The organism is Achromobacter sp. NFACC18-2, assembly GCF_900108985.1.
In the GTDB taxonomy this organism is placed as follows: domain Bacteria; phylum Pseudomonadota; class Gammaproteobacteria; order Burkholderiales; family Burkholderiaceae_B; genus Achromobacter.
Window position 1 is genome coordinate 1 of the sequence record NZ_FNYM01000033.1, and the last position, 5,666, is coordinate 5,666.

Here is a 5,666-nt window from a genome sequence, read left to right on the forward strand (position 1 = left end):
GGGAATGTGAGCACGGAAATGAGCTTGAATGTACTGGCCTATAACCTCAAGCGGGTCATGCAAATCCTGGGCTACCAGCAGACCATGAAAGCGGTGCTGGCGATGGGCGGCTGAGCCCTTCATGTGACCCATAACGCACCTCAGGCCCTATCCGGGCCGCCCAAACGGCCTTGAGTGAGCCCCGCTTCGAAAAATCGAAGTGAAGACCGCCCAAGGTGATGCGGATCAGGCTATTGCGCTGTAGCTGGCAGGACGAAAAGCGTTTCCACACAGCCTCGACCCGAAGCGGCCATTCAGACCGCGTTGAGCAGGGGCCGCCGTGCAGCGAAAGGATAATGGGCGCGAAGAGCGATTACGACCCGGGAAAAGCGACTTCTCCTGCTATGAAGCTGGTTGTTCTCGCCCGCACAGTTCAGCTAATGTACGTGCGTCCGAGTTCGCTTGCTAGCGCTATAGCAAGCTCGCACAACGGACCGGCCGGCAGGTGCGGTTGAGAAACACTGAAATCGCCGCCATAGGTAATCAGATCACATCCGCCGAGTTGGATATCGTCTGAAATTGTCCTCGAAGAGAGGCGATGAGCTTGGTGGCCAGAGCTGTCTTTTGACGGCCCTTTTTGCTCACTACGAAGAATTCGATTGGAACCACAGGCTCGACGAGGGTCTGCACTATCACGTCGTAACGGACGCAAGCCGGCACCACGAAGGCCGGCAATGCAGCCAAGCCATGCCCGGCCTCCACCATCGCGATTATGGCTTGAATGTTCTGTAGCGCACCGCGGCGTTCGGTCGCTAGGTTTAGGGCTCGGAGTTGAGCATCGACGAGCTTCTGAATCGGGTTGTCGTTAGGAAGGGAGAGGAGGCAGCTTTCAGCCACCGCCGACCATTTCGCAGTTGGTCCAACCTGTGTCTTACGGCCAGCGGGCGTCTGTGGACGGGGGCTCACAAGTACCATGGGGAAAGTCGCCAATAGTTGACGCTCAATTCCCACCGCAGGTTTGAAGAACGCCCCGAGGCCAAGGTCAATTTCGCCGGATTCTATGCCCGACAGTATCTGTTGGCGGTCCAGGTCGGCGATCTGGACTCGGATGCTTGGCTGCGCTTGGCCAAAAGCTTGCAGCCATCGAGGAAGCACACTGGCGGCAATTAGTGGCGTCGCGGCCAAAGTGACTTGCTGCTCGGCTTCGGCTGCAAGTCGACCAACGTTAGACGTTGCCCGCTCCCAATCCAACAACATACTTCGCACAGTAGGTATAAGTGCCTCGCCCACTGCAGTCAGATGGACGGACCTTGTGGTGCGATCAAACAGACGGGCACCCACCTGCGTTTCGAAATCCTTGAGCATCAAACTCAAACCAGCCTGCGTGACGAACAGTTTTTCCGCAGCGCGCGTGAAGCTTCCAAGTTGAGCCACGGCGAGAAACGCTTGTAGTTGTCGTGTGCTCACATTCATAAGGAATACCTATTAATTGATTTGATAGTTTAACTTATCAAATCTTTCGGTCCGCGTTGTAATCATTCCGTAGTCGTTTTCGGCCAGTTCTAGAAGGATCTATTTATGCCGACCAATAACCCACGGATCATCATCGCCGGCGCCGGCATCGGAGGACTGTGCTGTGCGCTGGCGCTGATTCGCCGCGGCTTTCAAGTGACGGTTCTGGAGCAGGCCCCTCGGCTCGGAGAGGTAGGAGCGGGGTTCCAGGTAAGCGCCAACGGCTCCCGCTGCTTGGCCGATCTGGGCCTTGGTGACGAACTCCGGAGTATGGCCACGGAGGCTGCTGGCAAGCAGGTGCGCCTGTGGAGCACCGGCCAAACATGGAAGCTCTTCGATTTGGGCGCGGAGTCAGTACAGAAGTTCGGCTTTCCCTACTACCTGATCTACCGCGCTGATCTGCACGCCTTGATGGAGCGCCGTGTACGCGAGGAGCAACCCGACGCTATCAGGTTGGCAGCACGGGCCGTGGATGTCAGTCAAGACTCTGAAGGCGTCGATGTGACGCTGGAGAATGGCGAAACAGTCCGAGGAGATATCCTGATTGGCGCTGATGGCGTGCATTCGCAAATAAGGCGCGCGATGTTTGGCCAAAGTGACGCACAGTTCACTGGCTGCGTAGCCTGGCGCGGCCTGGTGCCCCGCGACAAACTGCCCGACCACTTGCGCGCAAGCATCGGCACTAACTGGATCGGTCCCGGAGCCCACGTCATCCACTATCCGTTGCGCAATGGCGAGCTCGTCAACTTTGTGGGAATCGTCGAGCGCGACGATTGGCTGGTTGAATCTTGGACTGAGCGCGGCAGCGTCGAGGAATGCCTCCGTGATTTCACACATTGGCACGAGGACGTCCAGTGTTTGATAAAGGGCATCCAGCAACCCTTCAAATGGGCTCTGCTGAGCCGTCAGCCGATGGATAACTGGACCGTTGGTAGAGCGACTCTTTTAGGCGATGCATGTCACTCGACGCTGCCGTTCCTGGCGCAAGGCGCCGTGATGGCATTGGAGGATGGCATCGTTCTCGCTCGATGCCTGGAAGCTCACACCCAAGACCCAATAGCGGGCCTCGCTCGATATCAGGCCCTGCGCATGGAACGCACGTCGCGCATCGTGCTCGGCTCTGCCGCTAACGCGGCTCGGTTTCACAATCCGCTTCTTGCTGACGCAGTTGAGGCAGGCCGCTATGTGGATCGGGAATGGAACGAAGACCGCGTGCGCGAGCGGTACGAATGGCTGTTCAGCTATGACGCCACCTCCGTTGATGTCGTTGGCAATCAGCCAACGCGCATCGCAACTTGAACTCACAAGACGTTCGAAACTATGACTTACTCAACTGACCCCCTGAGCACGCTCCTGCATGACCTGGTGCATGCATTTCAAATCCTCGCCATGGATGGCCAAGGCAGCGGAATTTCAGGGCATTTGACCGCGCGCCTTCCCGGCGCTCGCACTTTCTGGAGCATCCCGTACGGATACGGCTTTGAAGAAGCCACCGCAGATGAGCTGATCGAATCGGATTTTGATTTGCGCACGGTCACCGGCACCCTTCCGTGCAATCCGACGCTCAACATCCATACTGAGATTTATGAGGCCCGGCCCGAGGTCTGTTGCATTCTGCACACCCATTCCGAGGCCTCGCTGACGCTGGGGATTGTGGGCAGCAATCTGGAGCCGGTGACGCAGAGCGGTGCGCTGTTCTACGAGGACATCGTGCTGTTCGATGAGTTTGATGGGATCGTACTCGACAAGAAGGAAGGAGCGAACATCGCCTCATGGCTGGGGTCTAACCGTGCCATTCTGCTCCGCAATCATGGCTCGGTAGTCGTTGGCGCATCTGTTGCGGAGACGACGATTGCTGCCACCGTTCTCGAGTTCGCCGCGCGCGTTCAACTCAGCGCCATGGCCGTCGGTACCCCGAAGCTCCTTCCCGCCGCCGAAATTCGCCAGACAAAGGCATTCTTGCAAAGGCCCGACGTCATCGATTTGCGTTGGAAGCTCCTGGTACGCCAGGCGCGTCGGCACAATCCTCAGTTCAGTGCCGAGAGGACATCAAAATGAGCAAGATAGTCTCGCTCCCTCCGAAAGTCCTGATGCTTCTCACGTCCGATTTCGTCACCGCCCGATACGAGGCACTTCGGGCGCGCGCACCGGACCTCGAGATCGTGACCGAGCTAACCATGGAAACCGATCCAGATGTCACTGCGGTCTTCGCGTTCAAGCTCCCGGCAGGCATTGCACCGCGGTTACCCAACCTAAAGCTTGCTGCTTCCGTGGGCGCCGGCGCAGACGGAATCATCTCAGCCCCGGACCTACCAGCGCACGTTCGGATCACTCGAGCCGTGGAGCCTGGTCTCGGCCTCAGCATGGCGCAGTACGTATCACTACAGATTTTGCGACAGTTCCGCATGCTGCCGAAGATGGAACAGCAGCACGCGGCAGGTGAGTGGAGGCGCTTGCCCGTCCCCGATGCGCGAGAGATTACCGTCGGGGTCATGGGCCTGGGTTCAATCGGCGCGGTGGTAGCTGACGTGGTCGCCGCGTTGGGCTTCAACGTCATCGGTTGGACCCGCTCGGATTCCCGGGCGTCCCGGGTGCCGGTTTTCGTCGGCGAACAGGGTATGGATCCGTTCCTCGCACAAGCCGATTTTCTGGTTTGCCTGTTGCCGGGCACTCCACAGACTGCCCGCCTGCTGAGCAGAAATCAACTTGCCAAGCTTCCCAAGGGCAGCTTTGTGATTAACGTGGCGCGAGGCGGAATCGTCGTCGAGGACGACCTTTTGGCTCTTGTGAACGAGGGCCATTTAAGCGGAGCCGCGCTGGACGTGATGTCGACGGAGCCGCTGCCCACCGACAGCCCGTTATGGCGGCACGAAAAAATTCTAGTCACACCGCACATCGCAGCGCAGCCGTCCGTCGGCCCGGTAGTCGAACAGTTCATTGAGAATCTCCACCGTCTTGCAAATGGAGATCCGCTCCTCAACGAGGTTGACAGGATTGCGGGCTATTAAGCCGCAAGGCTCAACTTTCCCCACTATCAAAACACATAAAGAGACAAGCCATGTTCCGGAAAATTCTGAGCGCGTGCGCCTTCATAGTTGGACTCAACGCTCCCTGGGCTAGCACCACTGCCGCCGAGGCTTATCCCTCCATGCCCATCAAACTGATCGTGCCTTTTTCGGCTGGTGGCCAGTCTGACATCGTGGCAAGACTCATCGCCGAGCGCCTGCAGAGTGGGCTGGGACAGCCTGTGATCATCGAGAACGTCGCAGGAGCGGGAGGCATGATTGCGGCGGCTAGAGTGTTACGAGCCGATCCAGACGGCTATACGTTGCTGATGCCGAACGCCAGCACGTTGACCATCGTGCCTTACTTGCAGAAGGACGCTCCCGTGAAGCCAGATTCTTTTGCTCCCATCAGCACAGTAAGCCAATTTCCATTAGTGCTGGTGGTCAATAGCCAGTCCCCCTACAAGACTCTCAAAGACGTGATTAACGCTGCGAAATCTACTCCGCAAGCTCTCACCTTCGCGTCGCCAGGGTATGGAACCACGCCGCACCTGATGGGTGAATTGCTCAACCGGGAGGCAGACATCGCCCTGACACACGTGCCATACAAAGGCGGGGCTCCGGCGCTAAATGACTTGATCGCTGGTCGGGTCGATATTTTCTTCGAAGCTCCTGCGACTGTCCTTCCGTATCTTCAAACCGGTAAGCTTCGCGCACTTGCTGTCACGGGGGAGTCTCGAGCCCCCTTGCTGCCGCAAATTCCCACCGTCGCGGAACAAGGAATGCCGCAACTCGCGCTAGCAAGCTGGTCTGCATTCGTTGCTCCGGCTGGAACTCCTCCGGCCATTGTCGAACGGCTGCGCACCGAAGTTGAAATGGCCCTCAAGAGCGAACAACTCGTTCAGAAGCTTCAGGAACGTGGGTATGGCGTAATAACAAACCGTCCCGCGGAACTCGCGAAAATGATCCAAGATGAGGGTGCCCGCTGGGCCAAGCTCATCAAAGATCGGAATATCACTATGCAGTGATCGTGAGCTATCTTGATATGTCGACAAGGCAAGTGGCCGCTTCTGGCCGAGGCTGTGTGGAAACGCTTTTCGTCCTGCCAGCTACAGCGCAATAGCCTGATCCGCATCACCTTGGGCGGTCTTCACTTCGATTTTTCGAAGC

General features: G+C 57.8%; 5 protein-coding genes. 4 read left to right on the forward strand and 1 reads right to left on the reverse strand.

Annotated features, from left to right (window positions below; all coding sequences use genetic code 11):
* Nucleotides 1-522 precede the first annotated feature (522 nt).
* Nucleotides 523-1,452 carry a LysR family transcriptional regulator gene (locus tag BMW75_RS28915; protein WP_092582898.1) on the reverse strand — a complete coding sequence of 310 codons (930 nt, stop codon included), beginning with the start codon at nt 1,450-1,452 and terminating at the stop codon, nt 523-525.
* A 105-nt stretch (nt 1,453-1,557) separates the two neighbouring features.
* Here BMW75_RS28915 and BMW75_RS28920 point away from each other — a divergent pair, with 105 nt between their 5' ends.
* From BMW75_RS28920 to BMW75_RS28935, 4 genes are all read left to right on the forward strand, one after another.
* Entirely contained in the window at nt 1,558-2,790 is a 1,233-nt protein-coding gene (locus tag BMW75_RS28920; RefSeq protein ID WP_092582899.1) for an FAD-dependent monooxygenase, read from the forward strand.
* Between the two features lie 21 nt (nt 2,791-2,811).
* A complete protein-coding gene (locus BMW75_RS28925; protein ID WP_092582900.1) occupies nt 2,812-3,549 on the forward strand; it encodes a class II aldolase/adducin family protein in 738 nt (245 codons plus the stop codon).
* On the forward strand, nt 3,546-4,499 hold the full coding sequence (locus BMW75_RS28930; RefSeq protein ID WP_217646979.1) for a 2-hydroxyacid dehydrogenase: 954 nt from the start codon (nt 3,546-3,548) through the stop codon (nt 4,497-4,499). Before BMW75_RS28925 ends, BMW75_RS28930 begins: the two co-directional genes overlap by 4 nt.
* Nucleotides 4,500-4,639: 140 nt before the next feature.
* Nucleotides 4,640-5,524, forward strand: coding sequence for a Bug family tripartite tricarboxylate transporter substrate binding protein (locus BMW75_RS28935; protein WP_175493304.1), 885 nt, complete (start codon nt 4,640-4,642; stop codon nt 5,522-5,524).
* The last annotated feature ends 142 nt before the right edge of the window (nt 5,525-5,666 follow it).

Coding starts and splice junctions, on each gene's coding strand:
- BMW75_RS28925 (WP_092582900.1), top strand. CDS start 2,812: ATGACTTACTCAACTGACCCCCTGAGCACGCTCCTGCATGACCTGGTG.
- BMW75_RS28935 (WP_175493304.1), top strand. CDS start 4,640: ATGCCCATCAAACTGATCGTGCCTTTTTCGGCTGGTGGCCAGTCTGAC.
- BMW75_RS28915 (WP_092582898.1), bottom strand. CDS start 1,452: ATGAATGTGAGCACACGACAACTACAAGCGTTTCTCGCCGTGGCTCAA.
- BMW75_RS28930 (WP_217646979.1), top strand. CDS start 3,546: ATGAGCAAGATAGTCTCGCTCCCTCCGAAAGTCCTGATGCTTCTCACG.
- BMW75_RS28920 (WP_092582899.1), top strand. CDS start 1,558: ATGCCGACCAATAACCCACGGATCATCATCGCCGGCGCCGGCATCGGA.